This window comes from Antarctobacter aquimaris (assembly GCF_900184945.1).
Classification (GTDB): Bacteria; Pseudomonadota; Alphaproteobacteria; order Rhodobacterales; family Rhodobacteraceae; genus Maliponia; species Maliponia aquimaris.
The window spans coordinates 403,420-422,887 of the sequence record NZ_FXYF01000003.1; the positions used below are offsets into that span (position 1 = coordinate 403,420).

17 protein-coding genes are annotated in these 19,468 nt (G+C 68.4%); 12 read left to right on the forward strand and 5 right to left on the reverse strand.

The genetic code is table 11. From position 1 onward, the window contains the following. Positions 1 to 40 precede the first annotated feature (40 nt). Positions 41 to 1,006: a 4-hydroxybenzoate octaprenyltransferase gene (gene ubiA, locus MAA8898_RS07580; protein WP_094020375.1), complete on the reverse strand. Its 966-nt coding sequence runs from the start codon at positions 1,004 to 1,006 to the stop codon at positions 41 to 43. Positions 1,007 to 1,018: 12 nt separating this feature from the next. Here ubiA and MAA8898_RS07585 point away from each other — a divergent pair, with 12 nt between their 5' ends. The 3 genes from MAA8898_RS07585 (at position 1,019) to MAA8898_RS07595 (ending at position 3,691) form a co-directional block, all read left to right on the forward strand. Further along, positions 1,019 to 1,738, forward strand: a complete 720-nt coding sequence (locus MAA8898_RS07585) for a 16S rRNA (uracil(1498)-N(3))-methyltransferase (protein WP_094020459.1) — start codon at positions 1,019 to 1,021, stop codon at positions 1,736 to 1,738. Continuing rightward, on the forward strand, positions 1,735 to 2,259 hold the full coding sequence (locus tag MAA8898_RS07590; RefSeq protein ID WP_094020376.1) for a hypothetical protein: 525 nt from the start codon (positions 1,735 to 1,737) through the stop codon (positions 2,257 to 2,259). Before MAA8898_RS07585 ends, MAA8898_RS07590 begins: the two co-directional genes overlap by 4 nt. Positions 2,260 to 2,320: 61 nt before the next feature. Further along, positions 2,321 to 3,691: a glutamate--cysteine ligase gene (locus tag MAA8898_RS07595; protein ID WP_094020377.1), complete on the forward strand. Its 1,371-nt coding sequence runs from the start codon at positions 2,321 to 2,323 to the stop codon at positions 3,689 to 3,691. 108 nt (positions 3,692 to 3,799) lie between these two features. Here the strand turns inward: MAA8898_RS07595 and MAA8898_RS07600 are convergent, their stop codons facing one another. The 3 genes from MAA8898_RS07600 to MAA8898_RS07610 form a co-directional block, all read right to left on the reverse strand. Beyond that, a complete protein-coding gene (locus tag MAA8898_RS07600) occupies positions 3,800 to 5,380 on the reverse strand; it encodes a gamma-glutamyltransferase family protein (protein WP_094020378.1) in 1,581 nt (526 codons plus the stop codon). An 882-nt stretch (positions 5,381 to 6,262) separates the two neighbouring features. Continuing rightward, a complete protein-coding gene (locus MAA8898_RS07605; RefSeq protein ID WP_094020379.1) occupies positions 6,263 to 6,727 on the reverse strand; it encodes an ATP-binding protein in 465 nt (154 codons plus the stop codon). 20 nt (positions 6,728 to 6,747) lie between these two features. Further along, a complete protein-coding gene (locus MAA8898_RS07610; protein WP_094020380.1) occupies positions 6,748 to 7,083 on the reverse strand; it encodes an STAS domain-containing protein in 336 nt (111 codons plus the stop codon). Between the two features lie 89 nt (positions 7,084 to 7,172). Between MAA8898_RS07610 and MAA8898_RS07615 the strand changes: the two genes are divergently transcribed. From MAA8898_RS07615 to MAA8898_RS07650, 8 genes are all read left to right on the forward strand, one after another. Continuing rightward, positions 7,173 to 8,345, forward strand: a complete 1,173-nt coding sequence (locus MAA8898_RS07615) for an acetyl-CoA C-acyltransferase (RefSeq protein WP_094020381.1) — start codon at positions 7,173 to 7,175, stop codon at positions 8,343 to 8,345. Positions 8,346 to 8,469: 124 nt separating this feature from the next. Next, complete coding sequence (locus tag MAA8898_RS07620; RefSeq protein ID WP_094020382.1) at positions 8,470 to 9,036, forward strand: helix-turn-helix domain-containing protein; 567 nt, start codon at positions 8,470 to 8,472, stop codon at positions 9,034 to 9,036. A 100-nt stretch (positions 9,037 to 9,136) separates the two neighbouring features. Continuing rightward, positions 9,137 to 9,508 carry a GFA family protein gene (locus tag MAA8898_RS07625; protein ID WP_094020383.1) on the forward strand — a complete coding sequence of 124 codons (372 nt, stop codon included), beginning with the start codon at positions 9,137 to 9,139 and terminating at the stop codon, positions 9,506 to 9,508. Positions 9,509 to 9,522: 14 nt separating this feature from the next. Beyond that, positions 9,523 to 11,979 carry a GcvT family protein gene (locus MAA8898_RS07630; protein WP_094020384.1) on the forward strand — a complete coding sequence of 819 codons (2,457 nt, stop codon included), beginning with the start codon at positions 9,523 to 9,525 and terminating at the stop codon, positions 11,977 to 11,979. Continuing rightward, positions 11,976 to 12,611, forward strand: a complete 636-nt coding sequence (locus tag MAA8898_RS07635) for a LysE family translocator (RefSeq protein WP_094020385.1) — start codon at positions 11,976 to 11,978, stop codon at positions 12,609 to 12,611. The genes MAA8898_RS07630 and MAA8898_RS07635 overlap by 4 nt, the downstream gene beginning before the upstream one ends. After that, positions 12,608 to 13,534: a homocysteine S-methyltransferase family protein gene (locus MAA8898_RS07640; RefSeq protein ID WP_094020386.1), complete on the forward strand. Its 927-nt coding sequence runs from the start codon at positions 12,608 to 12,610 to the stop codon at positions 13,532 to 13,534. Before MAA8898_RS07635 ends, MAA8898_RS07640 begins: the two co-directional genes overlap by 4 nt. Positions 13,535 to 13,624: 90 nt before the next feature. Further along, positions 13,625 to 16,069, forward strand: coding sequence for a GcvT family protein (locus MAA8898_RS07645; protein WP_094020387.1), 2,445 nt, complete (start codon positions 13,625 to 13,627; stop codon positions 16,067 to 16,069). Between the two features lie 246 nt (positions 16,070 to 16,315). After that, complete coding sequence (locus MAA8898_RS07650; protein WP_094020388.1) at positions 16,316 to 16,960, forward strand: RluA family pseudouridine synthase; 645 nt, start codon at positions 16,316 to 16,318, stop codon at positions 16,958 to 16,960. An 83-nt stretch (positions 16,961 to 17,043) separates the two neighbouring features. Here the strand turns inward: MAA8898_RS07650 and MAA8898_RS07655 are convergent, their stop codons facing one another. Further along, positions 17,044 to 18,483, reverse strand: a complete 1,440-nt coding sequence (locus MAA8898_RS07655) for an aldehyde dehydrogenase family protein (protein ID WP_094020389.1) — start codon at positions 18,481 to 18,483, stop codon at positions 17,044 to 17,046. 192 nt (positions 18,484 to 18,675) lie between these two features. On the opposite strand from MAA8898_RS07655, the gene MAA8898_RS07660 reads away from it, so the two are divergent. Beyond that, a complete protein-coding gene (locus MAA8898_RS07660) occupies positions 18,676 to 19,329 on the forward strand; it encodes a peroxiredoxin (RefSeq protein WP_094020390.1) in 654 nt (217 codons plus the stop codon). Positions 19,330 to 19,468: the final 139 nt, after the last annotated feature.

The following is a 19,468-nucleotide window of genomic DNA, read 5'->3' on the forward strand; positions in this document are numbered from 1 at the left end:
AACTTCCAGACCTGATACGCAAGCGGGGCAGGCTGCGCAATCAGACGATCAGGGCGACGGCGAAAAACAGCACGGGCAGCAGGCCGGCGTCGCGGTTGGAGCGGAACAGTTCGAGCAGTCGGGTGTTGTCGTCCAGTTTCAGCCGCCGCATCTGCCAGACCATGTGCCAGCCCATCGCCCAGGGACCGGCGATCATCAGGATCAGCGCCAGCGGGGCGCCTTCGGGCGCGGCAAGCACGATGGCGAGGCCCATCAGCGCGACCGAGGCCACCAGGAACCGCGACAGCCATTTCGGCGTGTCCAAGCCGAACAGGCGGGCGGTGGATTTCACGCCGATCAGCGCGTCGTCCTCCTTGTCCTGGTGGGCATAGATCGTGTCGTAGAACAGCGTCCAGGCCATGCCCGACAGGTACAGCACCACCGCCGGCCATTCGAGCCGCCCGGAATGCGCCGTCCAGGCCAGCAGCGCGCCCCAGTTGAAGGCGATCCCCAGGAAGACCTGCGGCCACCAGGTGAACCGTTTGGCAAAGGGGTAGACGGCGACGGGCAGCAGCGCCAGCACGCCGAGCGCGATGGCGGCGGGCGGAAAGGTGACGAGGATGCAGAAGGCCACCAGGCACTGCACCACCGCCCAGGCCAGCGCCTGTTTCGCCGTGACCTGCCCCGAGGGGATCGGCCGCGAGGCCGTGCGCGCGACCGAACCGTCAATGTCGCGGTCGGTGATGTCGTTCCAGGTACAACCCGCGCCGCGCATCAGCACCGCGCCGATGCCGCAGCCTGCAAAGATCCACAGGTCGGACCAGCGCGCCTGCCCGTCGTTCAGCATCGACAGCAGCAGGCCCCACCAGCAGGGCAGCAGCAAAAGCCAGGTGCCGATCGGCCGGTCCGCCCGGCTGAGCCGGAGGTAGGGCCGCGACCGGGCCGGCGCCCAGCGGTCCACCCAGTTGCCGCGCACGGCGTCCGAGACCTGTCCCGCGGCCTCTGGTCTCTGATGCGTGCCGGTCATATGGTCCCCCTCATGACACCGAAGATCCGTCTCCTTGTAGAGCAGCCGCTGGGACCTGAACAACAGGTGACCCTGTCGCGGGAGCAGGCGCATTACCTGTTCGGCGTGATGCGGCTGACCGAGGGGGCCGAGGTGGCGCTGTTCAACGGGCGCGACGGCGAATGGCGCGCGCGTGTCGATGAGGCGGGCAAGCGCGGCGGCATGCTGGCTTGTGTGGAGCAAACCGCGCCTCTGGTCCTGCCGCCGGACCTCTGGCTGCTGTTTGCACCGATCAAGAAGGCGCGCACCGATTTCATCGTCGAGAAGGCGGTCGAGATGGGCGCGCGGCGCATCCTGCCGGTATCGACCGAGTTCACCAACTCCGAGCGCATCCGCCAGGACCGCTTGCAGGCCCACGCGGTGGAGGCGGCCGAGCAATGCGGCGCGACCTATGTCCCCGAGGTGGCGGAACTGGCCCGGCTGGACCGGCTGCTGGCGGACTGGCCCGACGGCCGCCACTTGATGTTCTGCGACGAAGGCCGCGCCGGTCAGCCCGTCCCCCTGCCGGATATCCCCGGCCCCTGGGCCATCCTGATCGGCCCCGAGGGCGGGTTTTCCGAGGCGGAGCGCAGCCGCCTGCACGCGCTGCCCTTTGCCCATCCGGTCGCGCTGGGTCCGCGCATCCTGCGCGCCGACACCGCCGCCGTGGCGGCGCTGACGCTGTGGCAATCCATGCTGGGGGACTGGCGATGATCCGCCCCGAGGTCATCGCCATCCTGAAACGCTGGCAGGAGGCGCTGGCCGGTCTGGCGGTTGTCCTGCTGGGTCTCTACTGGGCCTTCTTCACCGGCGGCGGGCTGTTGCACTGGATCGGTTACGGCGTGTTGGCGCTGGGGGTTGCCCTTACCGTGACGGGCCTCCAGCGCGGCCGCTTTCGCAGCGCCGAGGACGGCCCCGGCGTGGTGCAGGTGGTCGAACGGCGCATCAGCTATTTCGGCCCGCTGTCGGGCGGGGTCGTCGACCTGGACACGCTTCAGGCGCTCAGCCTCGATACCGCCTCCGATCCGCCCTGCTGGCTGCTGCTGTCCCCCGAGCGCAAGGTGCTGGCGATTCCCCTGACGGCGGCCGGAGCGGACCATCTGTTCGACGCCTTTGCCACGCTGCCCGGGCTGCGCACCGAGCACATGCTGCGCCGGATGGAAGAGCGGACGCGCGGGCCGGTTGTCATCTGGCGCGCCGAGGCTGTGCGCAAGGCCATCCTTCGGTTGCATTGACAGTCTGCGCGAATGGCGACAACAGGGTAGGCCAAGGCGGCGACCAGACCCGGAGAACCACATGTCCATTCCCCAATCCGGCGGCGGGCCGATTGAATCCCACGAGCAACTGGCCGAATACATCGCCTCGGGCTGCAAGCCCAAGGACGACTGGCGCATCGGCACCGAGCACGAGAAGTTCGGTTACTGCAAGGATACGCTCAACCCGCTGCCCTACGACGGACCGCGTTCGATCCGCGCGGTGCTGGAGGGGCTGCGCGACCGCCACGGCTGGCAGGAGGTGTCCGAGCGCGGGCACATCATCGGCCTGACCAAGGACGGCGCCAACGTGTCGCTGGAACCGGGCGGGGCGCTGGAACTGTCGGGCGCGCCGCTGGAGACCATCCACCAGACCTGCGACGAGGTGAACGAACACCTGCGCGAGGTGAAGGACATCGCCGACGAGATCGGTGTCGGCTTTATCGGGCTGGGGGCCGCGCCGATCTGGACGCACGACCAGATGCCGCTGATGCCCAAGGGCCGGTACAAGCTGATGGACGCCTACATGGACAAGGTGGGCACCACGGGCAAGCAGATGATGCGGCGGACCTGCACCGTGCAGGTGAACCTGGATTATGCCTCCGAGGCGGACATGGTGCAGAAGCTGCGCGTGGCGCTGGCGCTGTCGCCCGTGGCCACCGCGCTGTTCGCCAATTCGCCGTTCTTCGAGGGCAAGCCGGCGGGCGTGAAATCCAAGCGGATGCAGATCTGGGAAACGCTGGACGCCTCGCGCACCGGGATGCTGCCCTTCGTCTTTGAAGAAGGGTTCGGGTTCGAGCGCTGGGTGCAGTACGCGCTGGATGTGCCGATGTACTTTGTCTACCGCGACGGCCGCTACATAGACGCGCTGGGCATGTCGTTCCGCGATTTCATGGCGGGCAAGCTGCCCGCGCTGCCGGGCGAGATCCCGACGCTGTCGGACTGGGCGGATCACCTGACCACCGCCTTTCCCGATGCCCGGGTGAAGAAATACATCGAGATGCGCGGCGCGGACGGCGGGCCGTGGCGGCGGCTCTGCGCCCTGCCGGGGCTCTGGGTCGGGCTGATGTACGACCAGGGCGCGCTGGACGCGGCCTGGGACCTGGCCAAGGATTGGGACGCCGAGACCCGCGAGGCGCTGCGCCTGGCGGCCACGCGCGAGGGTCTTCAGGCCCGGGTCAACGGCATCGACATGCATGACCTCGCGCGGCAGGTGGTCGAGATCGCCGATGCCGGGCTGCGGGCGCGCGCGCGCCCGGGTGCGGGGGGGCTGGTGCCGGACGAGACGCATTTCCTGAACGCGCTCAAGGAAAGCGTCGAGTCGGGCAAGACGCCCGCGGACGAACTGCTGGAACACTACCACGGCGACTGGAACGGCGACCTGACAAGGATCTACGCGCAGTATTCCTACTGACGTTCGGACTGGGAGAAAGCCCTATGCAAAGGGCTTTCAAGCGCTTTCGAAAGCGCTTGAAGGCGCTTCGAAGCGCCTTCCCCGCGCGGCGCCTGAGGTCGCGCCCCGTCAGTAGCCGATCGCGCAGCCGTCCTTGCGCGGATCGGACGCGCCTTCCAGCACGCCGTTCTCGTGGATCAGGATCGCCTGTGCGCCGCCGATCGGCGTTTCCGGCACGACAATGTCATGCCCGCGTTCGGCGAGGTCGGCAAAGACCTGCTCGGCATAGCCGCGTTCCAGCTTCAGCTTGCCGGCCTCTGCAAAGCTGCGCGGCGCGTCCAGCGCGGCCTGCGGATCCATCCCGAAATCCACCATGTTGGTCAGCACCCGCGCGTGGCCGTTGGGCTGGTACTGCCCGCCCATCACGCCGAAGGGCATGGTCACGCGGCCGCGCTCGGTCAGGATCGCCGGGATGATCGTGTGCATCGGGCGCTTGCCGCCCGCCAGTTCGTTGGGGTGACCCTCGATGAGGTTGAAGCCGGCGCCGCGGTTCTGCAGCAGGATGCCGAACCTGTCCGAGGCGATACCCGAGCCGAAGTCGTTGAAGATCGAGTAGATCAGCGACACAACCATGCGGTCGCGGTCGACCACGGTGATGTAGATCGTTTCGCGGTGGACCTCCTCGGACAGCTTCGCAGGCGCGGCCATCGCCCGTTTCGGATCGATCAGCGCGGCGAGACGCGCGGCGGTCTCGGGGCTTTGCAGGTGGTCCAGCCGCGTCATGTGATCGACATCGGCAAGAAAACGGTTGCGCGCGTCGTAGGCCAGCTTGGCGGCCTCGGCCTCGACATGCGCGCGGTCGGCGCCGAAGGGCTCCATGGCGGCCAGGTCGAAATGCGACAGGATGTTGAGCAGGAGGTGCGCCGTCACCCCCTGGCCGTTCGGCGGATGCTCCAGCAGATCGCGCCCCTTGTAACTGCCAGCGATCGGCGTGCCGATCGTCGTGGCGGTGGCGGCGAAATCGTCGGGGGTGTGCAGGCCGCCCATCGCGGTGAGGGCGGCGCAGATGTCCTCGGCGACCTCGCCGGTGTAAAACGCATCGCGGCCCTGCTGTGCGATGCGCCGCAGAACCTCGGCCTGGCCGGGCTGGCGAAATATGTCACCGGTCCTCGGGATGGCGCCATCGACCAGGAAGTGCCGCCGCGCTGCGTCGCCTTGCAATTCGTCCGCGTGTCCGGCCCAGTCGAAGGCCACGCGTGGGGCGACGGGAATTCCTTCGTCCATGTAGCGGATCGCCGGGTCCAGGCTGTCGGCAAGGCCCAGCCGGCCCCAACGTTCCGACATCGTGCAGAAGGCATCGACCGCGCCGGGCACGGTCACCGCGTGGGCGCTCTTGCGGGGGATGGTGTCATGGCCCTCGGCCCGCAGCGCGGCGGCACTGGCGGCGCTGGGTGCGCGGCCCGAGCCGTTGACGGCGATCACCTCGTCGCCGCCGGCGGGGGAGACCAGCGCAAAGAGGTCACCGCCCAGCCCGGTCATCGCCGGTTCGGCCAGGCCCAAGATCACCGCACCCGCGATCGCGGCGTCCATCGCGTTGCCGCCGTGCCGCAGGATGTCGACGGCGGCCTGCGCGGCCAGCGGATGCGACGTGGCGCACATGCCGTTCAGCGTCAGCACGGCCGACCGACCGGGTTTGTGAAAATCGCGCATCGGTTCCGCTGCTCCCTCTTTGCGTGCGCCGGAGCATAAACCGCGGCGGGCCGAGGTCAATCGGCCCGAATCGGGCGGGAATGTGGGGGGACAAGTCCTCGACGCCGCGCTCTGGGTGGGGGCTGAAGTCGCGCGGCGCCGAGGGAAGCCATATGCAGCTACAGGTCCAAGGATGCCCGCGACTGCGGGCGGAAATGTGAAGCCGAGGCGGAGATCTCGTGGCACGCGCCGCCGTGCTGGACGGCACAAGCCGCCGCAGACGCGGCACAGGATCAGTTGGCGATGTTTGGGGGGATAAGTCCTCGACGCCGCGCTCTGGGTGGGGGCTGAATTCACGCGGCGCCGAGGGAAGCCATATGCAGCTACAGGTCCAAGGATGCCCGCGAATCCGGGCGGAAATGTGAAGCTGAGGCGGTGATCTCGTGGCATGTGCCCCCGCGCCGGACCGGCGCATGCCGACTCGGGCCGGGCGCGGGGGCGCGCGGGGTCGGTTGGCGATATTTTGGGGGGTAAGGTCCTCGACGCCGCGCGCTGGGTGGGGGCTGAAATCGCGCGGCGCCGAGGGAAGCCATATGCAGCTACAGGTTCAAGGATGCCCGCGAATCCGGGCAGCAATTTGTTCCTGCCGGGGCGATTTGAGGTCCGGCCACGGTCTTGGCGGCGCTGACGGCGCGAAGATCGGCGTCGCGCAGAGGACCCGGGCGCGGCACGAGGCCGGGCCTTTGGAGACGGCGGATGTGCGGCCGACAAGGCAGGCGGGCGGCCAAAACTGTGGCGGGGCAATTTCTGGAGGGCTGGCGGGTGGCGCGCATCGGCGCGCCAGGGCGGCGGGCCAGGGGGCCGGGCGAAGGCGGTATCGCCTCCTGCGCCGACTGGCGGAGGTCAGCCCCCGCAGGCGCCGTGCAGCGGGAGCGTCAGGGTGAGTTGGTTGCTCGCCCCGTCGTGGCGGTACTCCAGCCGTTCCGACAGCGACCGGATCAGGAACCAGCCAAAGCCGCCTTCGGGCAGGTCTTCCTGCGCGACGTCCAGCGAGGCGCGCTCACCGTCCGGCAGCGTCCCATCCGGCATCGGCAGGCCGAAATCGGTGAAGCTGACCGTCAACCGGTCCGGCTGGAACTTCAGCCGCAGGCGGATTTCGCCGCCCGCACGGTCCTGGTAGGCGTGTTCGACGATGTTGTTGAGGACTTCGGCGACGACCAGTTCCCAGCTGCATTCCGGCGGTGGCAGAACGGCCTCGTCGGCCAGCAGGTCGCGGATTCCGACCAGCGTGGCGCTCACGTCTTCCTGCGTGCTGTCAATTTCGCAGGCCACCAGGAAGGTGCCGTCGTCCAGCCGCTCGGCTCGCATCGGGTCTGCTCCCTCGCTGGTCAGGCGCTGGTGGCGGCCGCGGACTCGGCGGATTGGTGAATCGCAAAGATCGAATCCATCCGGGTCATCCGGAACACCTTGTCCACCGCGGGCGTCAGGCCGGCAAGCTCCAGCTTGCCCCCCTTGGGCATCAGCTTCATCGCGGCGACGATGGCGCCCAGCCCGCTGGAATCGATGAAGTCGACCTTGTGCAGGTCCAGCACGTAGCGCGGCCGCTCCCCGCCCAGGACCTCGCGCATGCGGTCCTTGAACTGGATGGCGACCGCGGCGTCGATCCGGCTGGCATCGACGGTGATGATCTCGACGTTGCTCTGCATATGGGTGGTCAGTTGCATGCGGGCCTCTTGCTCTCGAATGGGATGGACCCTAGACGCCAATCCTTACCATTCGGTATGCATGTCCCGACACAGGGGAAGGAGCAGCCATGGAAAAGGTCGTGATCACGGGGGCGGCGCGCACGCCCATGGGCGGGTTCCAGGGCGTCTTTGCCGATTGCCCGGCCAGCGTGCTGGGCGGCGAGGCGATCCGCACAGCGCTGTCGCAGGCGGGGCGCCCGCAGGTCGATGAGCTGCTGATGGGCTGTGTGCTGCCAGCGGGGCAGGGCCAGGCGCCGGCGCGGCAGGCGGGCTTTGCCGCCGGGCTGGGCCAGGACGTGCCGGCCACCACCATCAACAAGATGTGCGGATCGGGGATGAAGGCGGCGATGATGGCCTGGGACCGGCTGGCGCTGGGCGAGGCCACGACCATCGTCGCCGGCGGCATGGAGTCGATGACCCAGGCGCCCTACATGCTGCCCAAGATGCGCGGCGGGGCGCGAATCGGCCACCAGCAGGTGGTCGACCACATGTTCCTCGACGGGCTGGAAGACGCCTATGACAAGAGCCGCCTGATGGGCACCTTCGCCGAGGATTGCGCCGCGGCGTTCCAGTTCACCCGCGAGGCGCAGGACCAATACGCGCTGGCCTCACTGGACAACGCGCTGGAGGCGGAGCGCAACGGCGCCTTTGACAACGAGATCACGCCGGTCCGGCTGCACGCCCGCACCGGCGAGGAGCTGATCACCCGCGACGAACAGCCCGGCAAGGCGCGCCCGGAAAAGATCCCGATGCTGAAGCCGGCATTCCGCAAGGACGGCACGGTGACGGCGGCCAATTCCTCGTCGATCTCGGACGGGGCGGCGGCGCTGGTCCTGTCCACTTTCGATGCCGCCATCACCTTGGGTGCGGTGCCGCGGGCGCGGGTGCTGGGCCACGCCAGCCACGCGCAGGCGCCCAAGGATTTTCCCACCGCGCCGGTCCCGGCCGCGCGCAAGCTGCTGGAACGGATCGGCTGGCGCAAGAACGACGTCGACCTGTGGGAGGTCAACGAGGCCTTTGCCGTGGTGCCCATGGCCTTCATGAAGGAGATGGGCCTGCCGCGCGACATCGTGAACGTCAACGGGGGCGCCTGCGCGCTTGGCCATCCGATCGGCGCCTCGGGCGCGCGGATCATCGTCACCCTGCTGAACGCGTTGGAAAAGCGCGGATTGAAGCGCGGCGTGGCGGCAATCTGCATCGGCGGTGGCGAGGGGACTGCCATCGCCATCCAGCGGATGTGACGGCGGTCTCGGCGCGGCCCGTGCCGATGTGCGCGGCTTGACTCATGGGCGGTGAAAATTCCCTTGGAATTTTCATTTCCTCGTGTCAGCGTGAAATTCAGTCAGGAAATTTCACGATTCGGCCATGTCGCACCCAGGACCCTTGCCCAAGACGCTCGGCGCTGATCTTCGTGCGCTGCGCCGTGCGCGTGGGCTGACCTTGCAGCAGCTGGCCGACCGGCTGGGCCGCTCCGTCGGCTGGCTGAGCCAGGCCGAGCGTGACCTGTCTGCCCCCTCGATCACCGACCTGCGCCACCTGGCCTCGGCGCTGGATGTCTCGGTCTCGATGCTGGCGCGTCACGCGGGTGAGGGGCCCGAGGCCGGGCGCATCGTCCGGCACGCCACCCGCCGCCCGATCGGCCGCCGCATCCCCGGACTGGTCGAGGAACTGCTCTCACCCGACCTGACCGACGATTTCGAGATGGTGCATTGCACCTTCGAGCCGCATTCCGAGATCGGTGAGACGGTCAGCCGGCCGACGCAGGAACTGGGATACCTCGTGTCCGGGCGGCTGGAGATCACCATCGCCGAGGCACGCTTTGCCATCACCCCCGGCGACAGCTTTCGCATCCGCGGCGAGCCGTTCCGCTGGGCCAACCCGCACGACGAGGCGGCGGTTGCGATCTGGGTGATCGCGCCGCCGGTCTACTGATGCCCGGCCGTCACCTGTGCCGCGCCGTCGGACGCCTCCGGCGGGAGTATTTGAGCCAAGAAGAAACCGCAGGCGAGTCCTGCCACGTCGGGAGCGACCCATGATCCGGGGCCAGTGTCTGTGCGGCGCCATCAGCTTTGCCACCGGGGCTGCGCCGAAGGGGGCGAGTGTCTGCCATTGTTCGCAATGCCGCCGCCAGTCGGGGCACCTTTGGGCCTCGGCCACGGTGCCGCGGCGGGCGCTGGAGATCGTCGGGCCGGTGCGCTGGTTCGACAGTTCGGACAAGGCGCAGCGCGGCTTCTGCCCGGTCTGCGGTAGCGTCCTGTTCTGGCGCGCGCAAGCCGGGGACACGATCAGCTTTGCCCTGGGGGCGCTGGACGCGCCGACCGGGCTGACGCTGGAAAAACACATCTTCACGGCCGAGCGGGGTGACTACTACGTCATCGCCGACGGCATTGCGCAATTCGACTGAAGGGGAGGGCAGCCATGTCCGAATTTCCGACACAGGCCCGCGTGGTCATCATCGGCGGGGGCGCGGTGGGCGTCTCCTGCGCCTACCACATCGCCAGGGCGGGCTGGGACGTCGTTGTCCTGGAAAAGAACGAGCTGACGGCCGGGTCGACCTGGCACGCCGCGGGCAACTGCCCTTCGTTCTCGACCTCCTGGGCGGTGATGAACCTGCAGCGCTATTCGCTGTTGCTGTACCGCAAGCTGGCGGACGAGGTCGACTACCCGATGAACTACCATGTCACCGGGTCGATCCGGCTGGGCCACACGCGCGAGCGGGTGATGGAGTTCGAGCGCGCGCGGTCGATGGGCCGTTATCAGGGCATGGACCTGGAGATGATGCAGGTCTCGGACCTCAAATCGCGCTATCCCTTTCTCGAGACGCATGACCTGGCCGGCGCACTCTACGACCCGGACGACGGCGACATCGACCCGGCGCAGCTGACCCAGGCGCTGGCCAAGGGCGCGCGCATGGCCGGGGCGCGGATCGAACGGTTCTGCGCCGTTACCGGCGTCAGCCGGGACAAGGGCGAATGGATCGTCCACACCGCCAAGGGCGACATCCGCTGCGAAAAGGTGGTCAACGCCGCCGGCTACTATGCCCAGCGCGTCGGCGAGTGGTTCAAGCCCTACGGCGGCCGCACCGTGCCGATGGCGGTCATGTCGCACCAGTATTTCCTGACCGAGGAGATCCCCGCGCTGAAGGAATGGTCGCAGGACAACGGCAAGCTGCCGCTCTTGCGCGACGTCGACAGCAGCTATTACCTGCGGCAGGAGAAATTCGGCCTCAACCTTGGCCCCTACGAGCGCAACTGCAAGGCGCATTGGGTCACGCCCGACGATCCGATGCCGGAGGACTTCAGCTTTCAGCTGTACCCGGACGACCTGGACCGGCTGGAGTGGTACATCGAGGACGCCATGGCCCGCGTGCCGCTGCTGGGCGAGGGCGGCGTGGGCCGCAACATCAACGGCCCGATCCCCTATGCCCCGGACGGCCTGCCGCTGATCGGCCCGATGCCCGGTGTGCCGAATGCCTATGAGGCCTGCGTCTTTACCTTCGGCATCACCCAGGCGGGCGGCGCGGGCAAGGTGCTGGCCGAATGGGTGACCGAGGGACAGACCGAATGGGACATGTGGGCGGTCGATCCGCGCCGCTACACCGACTACACCGACCCGCAGTACTGCGTCGACAAGGCGATCGAGACCTACGGCCACGAATACGCCATGCATTTCCCGCATCATTCCTGGCCCGCCGGGCGCGACCGCAAACTGTCGCCGGTGCATGACAGGGTGCTGGCGCTGGGCGGCGTCATGGGGGCCTACAACGGCTGGGAGCGCGCCAACTGGTACGCGCAGCCCGGCGACGACACCTCCGAGGAGGCGACCCAGACCTGGGAGCGCAACGGCCCCTGGGAGGCGCGCGTGCGCGAGGAATGTCAGGCGCTGCGCGACGCCGCCGGCATCCTCGACCTGCCGGGGTTCTCGCGGTTCCGCCTGAAGGGCGATGGCGCGGCGGAGTTCCTGCGCGGCCTCTGCACCGGCGGCATCCCCAAGGTGGGGCGCATCGGCCTGCTGTATTTCGCCGATGATCGTGGCCGCATCGTCACCGAGATGTCGGCCATGCGACTGGGTGAGGACGATTTCTTTCTCATCACGGCGGCCGTGGCGCAGTGGCATGACCGCGACTGGCTGACCGGGCACATGCCCGAGGGCGCGACGTTCAGCCTGACGGATGTCACCAAAGAGTTCTCCTGCCAAATCCTGTCCGGCCCGAAATCGCGCGAGATCCTCGCCAGCCTCACCAATGCCGACCTCACCCAGCCCTGGCTGACCCACCAGTCGGCGCAGCTGGGCGGCATCTGGGTACAGCTGGTGCGGGTCTCCTTTGCCGGCGAATTGGGCTGGGAGATCCATTCCAAGGTGGCCGATACCGCGCAGGTGTTCGACCTGGTGATGCAGGCGGGCGTGCCGCACGGGCTGAAACCCTTCGGCATGTTCGCCCTCAACAGCCTGCGCATCGAAAAGGGCTATCGCGCGTGGAAGGGCGACTTGTCGACCGATTACACGATGCTGGAGGCGGGTCTCGACCGCTTTGTCAAGCTGGACAAGCCGCAGGACTTCCCCGGCAAGGCGGCGCTGGCCGCCGAAGCGCAGCAGGGCCCGAAGAAGCGCTTTGTCACCCTGGTCGTCGACGCGGGCACCGCCGATGCGCCCTACATGTCCACCCTCTGGCATGGTGACAGCATCGTGGGTGAGACCACCTCGGGCGCCTGGGGCCACCGGGTGAACGCCTCTGTCGCGCTGGGCATGGTCCGCGCCGACCTGGCCGAACCGGGAACCGAGCTGAGCGTCGACATCTTCGGTGAGCGCCGCCGCGCCACGGTGCAGCCGGACGCGCCGCTGTGGGACCCGCGGAACGAAAGACTGAAGGCGTGACGCCCGAAAGCTACCTGGTCTACCTGGTGGCGCTGGCGGCGTTTTTCGCTACGCCGCCGGACACCAGCCAGCTACTGGTCATGTCCAACAGCCTGCGTCACGGCCTGCGGCGCAGCCTGTGGACCGTGGCCGGCGACCTGAGCGCCAACGTGGTGCAGATGACGGCGGCGGCCTTTGGCCTGGTCGCGGTTGTCGCCGCGTCGGCCAGCGCGCTGGTCTGGGTGAAATGGCTGGGCGTGGCCTACCTGGCCTGGATCGGGCTTGGCCTGATCCTGCGGGCCCCCACCGCCGACAGCCCCGGCCCGGCGCCCCTGGCGCGCCGTCAGGTGCTGTTCCGGCAGGGGCTGGTCACCTCGGCCTCCAACCCCTACGCGGTGGTCTTTTTCGGCGCGCTTTTCCCGCAATTCATCGACCCGTCCAGCGCCGTGGTTCCGCAGCTCGTGCTGCTGGGCGGGACCTACCTGGTGGTGGACGGGGCAATCCTTGTCCTTTGGGGCTATGCCGCAACCCGCCTCCTGGCGGGGCCGCTGCGCCTCACGGGGCGACGGCTGTACCAGGTGTCGGGCGGTCTGATGATCGGCGCCGCGATCCTGCTGGGCAGCCGCGATCTGGCAAAGGAGGTCACCCTGTGACACGCATCACCCTTCTCGACGGCGGCATGGGCCAGGAACTGGTCCGCCGCGCCGGCGACCGGCCCACGCCGCTCTGGTCCACTCAGGTCATGATCGACCACCCGGGCCTGGTGCAAAAGGTCCACGCCGACTATTTCGCCGCGGGCGCCACCATCGCCACGACGAACACCTACGCGATCCACCGCGACCGCCTGGTTCGGGCCGGGATCGCAGACCGCTTCGAGGCGCTGCACGCCGCAGCCCTGGCCGAGGCCGCCGCCGCCCGCGCCGCCCATGGCAGCGGCAAGATCGCCGGCAGCATCGGCCCGCTGGCCGCCTCCTACCGCCCCGACATCCACCCGCCCCATGCCGAGGCCATGCCGCTCTACGCCGAGGTCGCGCGCCTGCTTGCCCCCGGCACAGACCTGCTGATCTGCGAAACCGTAGCGTCGCTGGCCCATGCCCGCGCCGCGCTGGACGGCGTGCTGACCGCCGGCCTCCCGGTCTGGCTGGCGCTGACTCTCGACGACGAGGACGGCACGAAATTGCGCTCCGGCGAATCCGTGGCCGACGCGCTGCCGATCGCCCGCGACGGCGCCGCCGCCCTGCTGGCCAATTGCTCCGCCCCCGAGGCGATGCCTGCCGCGCTGGACATCTTTGCCACAGGCGGACTGCCATATGGGGCCTATGCCAACGGTTTCACCCGGATCACCAAGGAATTCCTCGCCGACAGCCCCACGGTCGACGCCCTCAGCGCGCGCCGTGACATGGGGCCGGACATCTACGCCGGTCACGTCATGGACTGGGTCGCCAGGGGCGCCACCATCGTCGGTGGCTGCTGCGAGACGGGCCCGGCCCACATCGCCGAGATTGCCCGCCGCCTGCGCGAAACCGGCCACGAGATCACCGCCGACCTCGGCGCGCCGCGGCAGGAACCCGCCTGATGCTTCTTCTCTGTCCAAATACCCCAAACCGCGCCCGCAGGGCGCGCGGATCGGACGCGGCAGCGTCCGAAACCCATCGGAGATCCGTCCATGCCCCTTCCCGCTAAGGCCCGCGTCGTCATCATCGGCGGCGGCGTCGTCGGCTGTTCCGTCGCCTACCACCTCACGAAACTCGGCTGGACCGATGTCGTCCTGCTGGAGCGCAAGCAGCTGACCTCGGGCACCACCTGGCACGCCGCCGGCCTGATCGCCCAGCTGCGCGCCACCGCCAACATGACCCGCCTCGCGAAATACAGCCAGGAGCTCTACGGCAGCCTCGAGGGTGAGACCGGGGTGGCCACCGGCTTCAAACGGGTCGGCTCAATCACCGTGGCGCTCCACGCCGAACGGCACGAGGAGCTGCGCCGCTCCGCCGCCATGGCCCGCGCCTTCGGGGTCGAGATCGACGAGATCGACGTGGCCGAGATCAAGGCCAAGTACCCCCACCTGAACACCGAGGACGTGGTCGGCGGCGTCTACCTGCCCAAGGACGGGCAGGGCGATCCGGCCAACATCGCGCTGGCCATGGCCAAGGGCGCCCGGATGCGCGGCGCCACCGTTGCCGAGCGCACCAGGGCCACCCATGTCACCACGCAGGGCAACCGCATCAGCCACGTCCACTGGCAGGCCGAGGACGGCACATCGGGCAGCATCGAGGCCGACCACGTGGTCAACTGCGGCGGCATGTGGGGCCGCGAGGTGGGGCAGATGTTGGGCACCGATGTGCCCCTGCAAGCCTGCGAACACTTCTACATCGTGTCCGAGCCGATCGCCGGGCTGACCGCGCTTCCGGTGCTGCGCGTGCCGGATGAATGCGCCTACTACAAGGAGGATGCGGGCAAGCTGATGCTGGGCGCCTTCGAGCCGGGGGCCAAGCCCTGGGCGCTGAACGGCATCCCGAAGGACTTCGAGTTCGACCAGCTGCCCGAGGATTTCGACCACTTCGAGCCGATCCTGGAAAAGGCGGTCAACCGGATGCCGATGCTGGGGCAGGCCGGCATCCACACCTTCTTCAACGGACCGGAAAGCTTTACCCCCGACAACGCCTATTACATGGGCCTCTGCCCGGGGCGCGAGAATGTCTGGGTCGCGGCCGGCTTCAACTCCATCGGCATCCAGTCGGCGGGCGGCGCGGGCATGGCGCTGGCGCAGTGGATGCACGACGGCGACAAGCCGTTTGATCTGGGCGACGTGGACATCGCCCGCGCGCAGGGCTTCCAGACCAACCGCAGCTACCTGGCCTCGCGCGTCTCGGAAACCCTGGGCCTGCTCTATGCCGACCACTACCCCTACCGGCAAAAGGCCACCGCGCGCGGCGTCCGCCGCTCGCCCTTCCATGACCGGCTGGCCGAACGCGGCGCGGTCTTTGGCGAGCTTTCCGGCTGGGAGCGCGCCAACTGGTACGCCCGCGAGGGGCAAGAGCGCGAATATCGCTACAGCTGGGGTCGGCAGAACTGGTTCGACAACCAGCGCGCCGAGCACATGGCGCTGCGCACCGGCGTCGGCATGTACGACATGTCCTCCTTCGGCAAGCTGCGGGTCGAGGGGCGCGATGCCGAGGCGTTTCTCAACCACGTCTGCGGCGCGGACCTCTCGGTGCCGGTCGGCCGCATCGCCTACACGCAGTTCCTGAACGCCAGGGGCGGGATCGAGGCCGACGTCACCGTCACCCGCCTGTCCGACACCGCCTACCTTGTCGTCACCCCCGCCGCGACCCGCCGCGCCGATGAGACCTGGCTGCGCCGCCATGTGGGCGAGCGGAACGTGGTGATTACCGATGTGACCGCGGGTGAGGGCGTGCTGGCCGTCATGGGGCCGCGCGCCCGCGAGCTGATGACGGCGGTCTCACCGGATGATTTCTCGAACGACGCCAACCCCTTCGGCACCGCCCAGCGGATCGAGATCGGCATGGGCGAGGCGCGCGTGCACCGCGTGTCCTACGTCGGCGAACTGGGGTGGGAGGTCTACGTGAGCGCCGACATGGCGCATCACGTCTTTGACACGCTCTGGCAGGCGGGTCAGGACCACGGGCTGACGCTGTGCGGGATGCACACCATGGACAGCTGCCGCGCCGAAAAGGCGTTTCGCCACTTCGGCCACGACATCACCTGCGAGGATCACGTTCTGGAGGCGGGCCTGGGGTTCGCCGTCAAGACGTCGAAACCGGACTTCATCGGCCGCGACGCGGTGCTGCGCAAGCGCGAGGCCGGTCTCGACCGGCGCCTGGTCCAGTTCCTGCTGACGGACCCCGGCCCGCTGCTCTACCACAACGAGCCGATCCTGCGCGACGGGCAGATCGTCGGCCACCTGTCCTCCGGCGCCTACGGCCACCACCTCGGCGGGGCCATCGGCCTGGGCTACGTGCCGTGCAAGGGCGAGAGCGCCGAGCAACTGCTTGCCTCCAGCTTCGAGATCGACGTCGCCGGCACGCGGGTCCAGGCAACCGCGTCGCTGAAGCCCTTGTACGATCCGAAATCCGAGAGGGTCCGTGCATGACGCGGCCCTTTGGGGCACGGTGACGGGCAGGCCCCCGGAGTCGCCGCCGGCGTCGCGGGGACCGGCACCCCCCGGCTGGGGCCTCGTGACCATCACCTTCAAGGCGGACACGGGGCATTTCTCGGCGGTGCTGAAGGACTGCGCCTCGCACCGGCCATTCCGCACGGTCGGCGGGGCGCCGGGGAAGTAACCGGGCGCCGGGCGCGTTCTGCTTGCGGCCGGTCGCGGCCTCTGGCACCAGACGGCATGTCCAGCTACAGCCCCCCCACCGGCGACATCCCGATCCTGCACGAAGACAACGACCTGCTGGTCGTCGACAAGCCCGAGGGTCTGCTGTCCGTCCCGGGCAAGGGCGAAGACCTTCAGGACTGCCTGCTGAGCAGGCTGGAGCGCGCCTTTCCCACCGTCCGGCTGGTGCACCGGCTGGATCGCGACACCTCGGGCGTGATGGTTTTTGCCCTGACGCCGCACGCGCAGCGCCACCTGGGCAACCAGTTCGAGACCCGCAAGACGAAAAAGACCTACCTCGCCCGGCTGCACGGCCGCCTCGAACCGGCGACAGGCGAGATCGACCTGCCGCTGATCGTCGATTGGCCCAACCGACCGCGCCAGATGGTCTGCCACGAGACGGGCAAACCCGCGCTGACCGGCTGGAAGGTGCTGAGCGCCGACGAGTCAGAGACACGCGTCCGCCTCTTCCCGCACACCGGCCGCAGCCACCAGCTGCGCGTGCACACGCTGGCCCTCGGCCACCCGATCCTGGGCGACATGCTCTACGCGCCGGACACCGCTGCGCAGTACCCGCGCATGATGCTGCACGCCGAGGAACTGCGCCTCAGCCACCCCGAAAGCGGCAAGGGCATGAAGTTTCGCGCCCCTGCGCCGTTCTAGACCCGGCCCGCCGCATCTTTGGTCGGGAAATTTCCCGGGCGGAGGCTCGCAGAGCCGGGGGCAGCCCCCCCAGCCAGCTTCGGTCAGTCGTTCGACCAGCCGGACACCGCCTTGACCTCGACAAAGTCGTGGATGCCCCAGGACCCGCCCTCGCGGCCATTGCCGGACATCTTCATGCCGCCAAAGGGCGATCCGGCGCCGCGGCTCTGGCCGTTCATCTGCACCATGCCCGAGCGCAATTGCCGCGCCAGCCGGTTGCGCCGCGCGCCGTCGGCGCTCTGGACGTAGTTGGTCAGGCCGTACGGCGTGTCGTTGGCGATGCGCACCGCCTCGTCCTCGGACTCGAACTTCATGATCGACAGGACGGGGCCAAAGATCTCCTCGCGGGCGATGGTCATGTCGCTGGTCACGTCGGCAAAGACCGTGGGCCGCACGAAGAACCCCTTGTTGAAGCCCTCCGGCCGCCCGGTGCCGCCGGCGACCAGCCGCGCGCCCTCGTCGATGCCCTTCTGGATCAGGCCCTGGATCTTGTCCCACTGGCTGGCGTTCACCACGGGGCCGATGTGGCGGCCTTCCTTGCTGGCCGGACCCACCTCGATCTTCTGCGCGATGGCGGCGGCCTCATCGACCACGCGGTCATAGACCGAGGCCTCGACCATCATGCGCGACGGCGCGTTGCAGGACTGGCCGGTGTTCTCCATCATGTGCAGCACGCCGCGCTTGACCGCCTTTTCATCGGCGTCGGCAAAGATCAGGTTGGCGCCCTTGCCGCCCAGTTCCAGGTGCACGCGCTTCAGCGTGTCGGCGGCGGCGATCGAGATCAGCCGCCCGGCGCGGGTCGAGCCGGTAAAGCTGACCATGTCCACGTCGACGTGCCGGGACAGCTGCGAACCGACGCCCGCGCCATCGCCGTTGACCAGGTTGAACACCCCCGCCGGGGTGCCGGCGGCGTGCATGATCTCGGCAAAGATCATCGCGTCCAGCGGGCTTTCCTCGGAGGGCTTCAGCACCATGGTGTTGCCCGCCACCAGCGCCGCGCCGACCTTCAGCGTGATCTGGTTCATCGGCCAGTTCCACGGCGTGATCAGGGCGCAGACGCCCACCGCCTCGTGGATGATGCGGTCGTTCGGGGCATGGTCGCCCAGCGGTGCTTCCCAGGGAAAGGCCTTGGCCGCGGTGATGAAGTTCTTCAGGTGCCAGCCGCCCGCGCCGACCTGGTCGCGGCGGGCCATGTCGATGGGCGCGCCCATGGTCATGGACATGGCCTGGGCCAGGTCCTCGGCGCGATCGTTGTAGGCCTCCAGCACGCGCTCCAGCGCGGCGATACGTTCGCTTACCGGGGTTGCCATCCAGCCGGGCAAGGCGGCCTTGGCGGCGGCGACGGCGGCATCGGTATCGGCCTGGCCACCCAGCGAAATCACCGCGCAGGGCTCTTCGGTCGAAGGGTCGATCACCTCGTAGGAACTGCCTTCGAGCGGCTGCACCCAGGCGCCGTTGATGTAGAATTCGCGTCTGTCGATCATCGCGTCCTCCCGCGTTAAAGGCTCCCGCACCGCCCCGGCGAAGGAGTTTCCCGATTGGTCGGTCGGGTATTTCGCGGCACTCTGTCACCCCGGCCGGAAAGGCGCAAGGCGGGCCTTTACATCATGATTTCGGAATATAACTGAAGCCCTGTAACGGGTGATCCATACCTGACTCAGAAAAGGAATATACCAGTGTCACTGCGCATCAACGACGAGCTTCCAAACCTCACCGTCACCACCGACCTGGGTGAATACAAGCTGCACGACTGGATCGGCGACAGCTGGGCGATCCTGTTTTCGCACCCCAAGGATTTCACCCCCGTCTGCACCACGGAATTCGGCGCGGTCGCGCAGCTGGCCGCCGAGTGGGACAAGCGCGGCACCAAGGTGATGGGCATCTCTGTCGACGGCGTCGAAGAGCACAAGCAGTGGAAAGGCGACATCGAAAAAACCTCGGGTTGCCCGGCGCGGTTCCCGATCATCGCGGACGAAGACCTGGCGGTGTCCAAGGCGCTCGACATGCTGCCGGCCGACGCCTACCTGCCGGACGGTCGCACGGCGGCAGACAGCGCCTCGGTCCGGTCGGTCTTCATCATCTCGCCGGACAAGAAGGTGCAGCTAATGATGACCTACCCGATGTCGGTGGGCCGCAACTTTGCCGAGGTGCTGCGCGCGCTCGACGCGTTGCAGGCCACCTGGCAGACGCCGATCGCCACCCCGGCCAACTGGACGGTGGGGCAGGACGTGATCGTCGCGCTGTCGCTGACCGACGATCAGGCGCGCGAAAAGTTCGGCAAGGTGGACGTGGTGCTGCCCTACCTGCGCACGACCGCGATGCCGGCCTGACACACCGGCGGTGTTCCGAAGAATGGGCGCCCCGCGCGGGCGCCCGTTTTGCACGCGGCCCCGAAAAAAACGTGTCGCGCGCGTGACATGACCGTTTCCAGCGGCGGCGCGGCGGTCTACTCCTTGGCGCAAAGGAGTC

What these genes read in the sequence shown, in the direction of transcription:
- MAA8898_RS07650 (WP_094020388.1), top strand. Translation starts at nt 16,316, where the DNA reads ATGTCCAGCTACAGCCCCCCCACCGGCGACATCCCGATCCTGCACGAA.
- MAA8898_RS07585 (WP_094020459.1), top strand. Translation starts at nt 1,019, where the DNA reads ATGACACCGAAGATCCGTCTCCTTGTAGAGCAGCCGCTGGGACCTGAA.
- MAA8898_RS07615 (WP_094020381.1), top strand. Translation starts at nt 7,173, where the DNA reads ATGGAAAAGGTCGTGATCACGGGGGCGGCGCGCACGCCCATGGGCGGG.
- MAA8898_RS07600 (WP_094020378.1), bottom strand. Translation starts at nt 5,380, where the DNA reads ATGCGCGATTTTCACAAACCCGGTCGGTCGGCCGTGCTGACGCTGAAC.
- MAA8898_RS07595 (WP_094020377.1), top strand. Translation starts at nt 2,321, where the DNA reads ATGTCCATTCCCCAATCCGGCGGCGGGCCGATTGAATCCCACGAGCAA.
- MAA8898_RS07645 (WP_094020387.1), top strand. Translation starts at nt 13,625, where the DNA reads ATGCCCCTTCCCGCTAAGGCCCGCGTCGTCATCATCGGCGGCGGCGTC.
- MAA8898_RS07605 (WP_094020379.1), bottom strand. Translation starts at nt 6,727, where the DNA reads ATGCGAGCCGAGCGGCTGGACGACGGCACCTTCCTGGTGGCCTGCGAA.
- MAA8898_RS07620 (WP_094020382.1), top strand. Translation starts at nt 8,470, where the DNA reads ATGTCGCACCCAGGACCCTTGCCCAAGACGCTCGGCGCTGATCTTCGT.
- MAA8898_RS07625 (WP_094020383.1), top strand. Translation starts at nt 9,137, where the DNA reads ATGATCCGGGGCCAGTGTCTGTGCGGCGCCATCAGCTTTGCCACCGGG.
- MAA8898_RS07655 (WP_094020389.1), bottom strand. Translation starts at nt 18,483, where the DNA reads ATGATCGACAGACGCGAATTCTACATCAACGGCGCCTGGGTGCAGCCG.
- ubiA (WP_094020375.1), bottom strand. Translation starts at nt 1,006, where the DNA reads ATGACCGGCACGCATCAGAGACCAGAGGCCGCGGGACAGGTCTCGGAC.
- MAA8898_RS07590 (WP_094020376.1), top strand. Translation starts at nt 1,735, where the DNA reads ATGATCCGCCCCGAGGTCATCGCCATCCTGAAACGCTGGCAGGAGGCG.
- MAA8898_RS07630 (WP_094020384.1), top strand. Translation starts at nt 9,523, where the DNA reads ATGTCCGAATTTCCGACACAGGCCCGCGTGGTCATCATCGGCGGGGGC.
- MAA8898_RS07610 (WP_094020380.1), bottom strand. Translation starts at nt 7,083, where the DNA reads ATGCAACTGACCACCCATATGCAGAGCAACGTCGAGATCATCACCGTC.